Annotated in this window: 4 protein-coding genes; 3 read left to right on the top strand and 1 reads right to left on the bottom strand. The window is 37.9% G+C overall.

Features of this window, described 5'->3' with window-relative positions; genetic code table 11:
• The 3 genes from JTN23_RS22795 to JTN23_RS22805 all read left to right on the top strand — a co-directional run.
• Nucleotides 1-785 (top strand): tetratricopeptide repeat protein (locus JTN23_RS22795; RefSeq protein WP_247237385.1); only part of this gene is annotated, 785 nt, incomplete at its 5' end.
• 145 nt (nucleotides 786-930) lie between these two features.
• Nucleotides 931-1,308: a hypothetical protein gene (locus tag JTN23_RS22800; RefSeq protein WP_247237387.1), complete on the top strand. Its 378-nt coding sequence runs from the start codon at nucleotides 931-933 to the stop codon at nucleotides 1,306-1,308.
• Nucleotides 1,309-1,353: 45 nt separating this feature from the next.
• The gene (locus tag JTN23_RS22805) at nucleotides 1,354-3,189 is read left to right on the top strand and encodes a tetratricopeptide repeat protein (protein ID WP_247237388.1); all 1,836 of its coding nucleotides are present in this window, start codon (nucleotides 1,354-1,356) and stop codon (nucleotides 3,187-3,189) included.
• Nucleotides 3,190-3,455: 266 nt separating this feature from the next.
• On the opposite strand, the gene JTN23_RS22810 is transcribed toward JTN23_RS22805, so the two are convergent.
• Complete coding sequence (locus JTN23_RS22810) at nucleotides 3,456-3,710, bottom strand: hypothetical protein (RefSeq protein ID WP_247237389.1); 255 nt, start codon at nucleotides 3,708-3,710, stop codon at nucleotides 3,456-3,458.
• Nucleotides 3,711-3,871: the final 161 nt, after the last annotated feature.

Consider the following 3,871-nt stretch of genomic DNA (forward strand, 5'->3'; position numbering starts at 1 on the left):
TCTATAGCTCTAAGCAAGAGTATGACAAGGCTATCGAATATCACAATAAAGCCCTGGCTATTGAGCTAAAAGCCTTAGGTGCGGAGCATCCGGATGTAGCTACATCATACAATAACATTGGCTTTAACTATAATTTTATAAAAGAGTATGACAAGGCTATCGAATATCATAATAAAGCCCTGGCTATCCGACTTAAAGTTCTAGGTGCAGAGCATCCGGCTGTAGCTACATCATACAATAACATTGGCTTGAACTATAGCTCTAAGCAAGAGCACGACAAAGCATTGGAATACAATAACAAAGCCCTGGCTATCCGACTTAAAGCCTTAGGTGCAGAGCATCCGGATGTAGCTACATCATACAATAACATTGGCTTAAACTATAATTTTATAAAAGAGTATGACAAGGCTATCGAATATCATAATAAAGCCCTGGCTATCCGACTTAAAGTTCTAGGTGCAGAGCATCCGGATGTAGCTACATCATACAATAACATTGGCTTTAACTATAATTTTATAAAAGAGTATGACAAGGCTATCGAATATCATAATAAAGCCCTGGCTATCCGACTTAAAGTTCTAGGTGCAGAGCATCCGGCTGTAGCTACATCATACAATAACATTGGCTTTAACTATAACTCTAAGCAAGAGTACGACGAAGCATTGGAATACAATAACAAAGCCCTGGCTATTCGACTTAAAGTCCTAGGTGCAGAGCATAAAGATACTCAAGTAAGTATGAAAAGGGTTAATGAAATCAGCTTAATGAGAAATAACAAAAAATAGTATAAATAGGTAGGTCTGTATATCTATTGTATTTTGTAGACCATCTAAATTAGATATATAATACGATGAATATGTAGTTATTATAGTATACCTAATAGTCAACAAAAAACCTTCGTGAGTCATCTTCTAACTTATATCACTAGACATGGATCTATTACCAGAGCTACCCAACTTTCTAAAATATGGATTGATAGGATTAGGAGCAATCGTTCTTGTGCTTGCATATTTTTTACTTAGGTCTGAGCAAAATAAACGATCTAGAAAATCTTCAACGATCAATGGTATCTACGCATTCATGGCGTTGGGTGTCGTCCTTATGCTGATTGGACTTATTTCGCCAAATAATAACAAAGAACAGAGTTCGACAATAACCCTAGAAGGCTCTAGCGGGAATACAGTAGAAACAAAACAAATAGGTGGAGACAGTGTAAGTCAAAACTCAGAAGTAAACCTTACAAGATCAGATAGTAATAAGGTTCAGGTTTATCAACAGGGTGCAAAAGATACTTTAAAGGTGGAATAACTTTAACACAGTTGTATGAGGCTAGCAGATGTTAACAATATACTTATGAAGATTATACTATTCCTGTTTCTATGCCTGATTAAAACAAGTACGTTAGCTCAGATACCTAAGAAGCCCACTAGACAGACTGCTACTACTGACATCAAGGGCAATAATAACATTGTAAAGATTATCCAGGCAGGAGTGGTTATAACATATGATCTGTCAAAAGATCAGGAAGCTCATAGGCTGCTGAGTTACCTGAGGAGTATACCGTCTATCTCTAAGCAACTGGATCTGTTGGAACAGGGTATTAAGCAGATCGGGCAAAGTCAGAAAAATCAAAATAAGCTGCTAATAGAGATTGCACGTAACACCTCCAAGGAGGGCTATATTAGCCTTGATGCTTATAACCAAGGCCTAGAAAGGTACATCTTGGAGAACAATAAGCTAAAGGCTGAAATTGCTCAACTAAGAGCTCAGTACCAGGACACAGACTTTGCAGTAGTTCTGGCACAGGCAGAAGAAAAGTTGAAGCTGTTGGATCACAAAGCTTATCAACAACTCTTAGAGGAATTTAAGCAGAAACGAAAAGCAAAAGTACAGCAGGAAAAAAGTGAAATAGCACAGTCTGCTTATCTGCAAGCTCAGGGTAGTTATAACCAGTTCCAATATGACAAAGCATTACAACAAGTTGAAGAAGCTATTGAATATGATACAGAAAATCCAAATTACCAATTACTGAAAGGAGATATACTAGCAGATAAATATCTACTACAACAAGCTTTAGATACTTTCTTGGGTATTAACATCACTTTGCTAAATAATACGTTAGCTCGTAAACTTTACAACAGTATCGGCATTGTCTATTCCTATAAACAAGAATATAGCAAGGCACTAGAGTACTTTAATAAAGACTTATACATAAGCCTTAGAATTCTAGGGGAGCAGCATCCATATGTAGCTACATCCTATAACAGCATTGGAGGTATTTACTTAGGTAAACAAGAGTATGACAAGGCCTTGGAAAACTTAAATAAAGCTTTGCCTATCCGCCTTAAAGTGCTAGGAGAAGAGCATCCGGATGTAGCTGCAACCTACAACAACATCGGCATTGCCTATAACAACAAAGGTGAGTATGATAAGGCGCTAGAGTACTATAACAAAGCTTTGGCTATCCACCTTAAAGTTCTGGGAGAGCAGCATCCCGATGTAGCCATATCCTACAACAGCATAGGCGGTATCTACTACTATAAACAAGAATATAGCAAGGCGCTAGAGTACTATAACAAGGCTTTGGCTATCTGGCTTGAAGTCCTGGGGGAGCAGCATCCATATGTAGCTACATCCTATAACAACATTGGAGGTATTTACTTAGGTAAACAAGAGTATGACAAGGCCTTGGAAAACTTAAATAAAGCTTTGCCTATCCGCCTTAAAGTGCTAGGAGAAGAGCATCCGGATGTAGCTGCAACCTACAACAACATCGGCATTGCCTATAACAACAAAGGTGAGTATGATAAGGCGCTAGAGTACTATAACAAAGCTTTGACCATCCGCCTTAAAGTGCTAGGAGAGCAGCATCCCGATGTAGCTACATCCCACAACAACATCGGCAACGTATATGCAAATAAGCAAGAATATGACAAAGTGCTAGAGTACTATAACAAAGCTTTGGCTATCCGCCTTAGAATTCTGGGAGAGCAACATCCCGATGTAGCTCAATCCTACCACAACATCGGCAATGTCTATTACTATAAACAAGAATATGATAAAGCGTTAGAGTACTATAACAAAGGTTTGCCTATTTGGCTTAAATTCCTAGGAGAGCAGCATCCATATACACAAGCTACATTAGAAGCAATAAAAAACATAGATTTAGCTAAAAAGTATAAACCATAAGCATTATCCTTCTTATGAATTGTGATCCTTTGATTCCTATGTAGCATTCGACGACAATTTGAACAAACTACAGCCAAATCTTCTAATCGTGTTAAATCCCCTGGCTGCATCTCACTTACAAGCTTTGTATGATGACATTCGATAAACCCTTTCCCTAAATTACCGTAGGTAGCTTCGAAGTTAAAATTACATACCTCACAAGTTAGCTCTCCTTTCTCTTTCAGTACTTGTGTTTTCTTCTTTTTTATGATGCCTTTGTCTCTTTCTCATATCTTATGAAGTCGGTAGAGTACCTTTCCCTCCTTTGCATATATCTCTTCTTCATCTACATCATTTAGCTGAATAAGTTTTTGATTGATAGCTTTGTCTTCCAAAGTAAGTCTAATTAAATTTGCAATAGAGTATAGTTCTTCTTTTTGCTTAAAGTATTCGTAGAAGACAACTTCATCAAGCTTACCAAAGCTAGGCAGTCCTTTTCTTTGATCATCTGGATCTATCGCCAGAAAATTACCTAATTTCATATATACACCTTCAGGGTTCCTGAAGGTCACAGTTCTTTTATCCTGCGGGAAGATTGGTAGGGCATTATTAATGCGTGAGTAGATCCGTAATAGTCAAACCTTGTACTTATTATGGCAAGCTATAAACAAACCGAGTACGAAGTGCTACGCCGGCGCTGTGT

The sequence above is a fragment of the Telluribacter roseus genome, from assembly GCF_017355915.2.
In the GTDB taxonomy this organism is placed as follows: domain Bacteria; phylum Bacteroidota; class Bacteroidia; order Cytophagales; family Spirosomataceae; genus Telluribacter.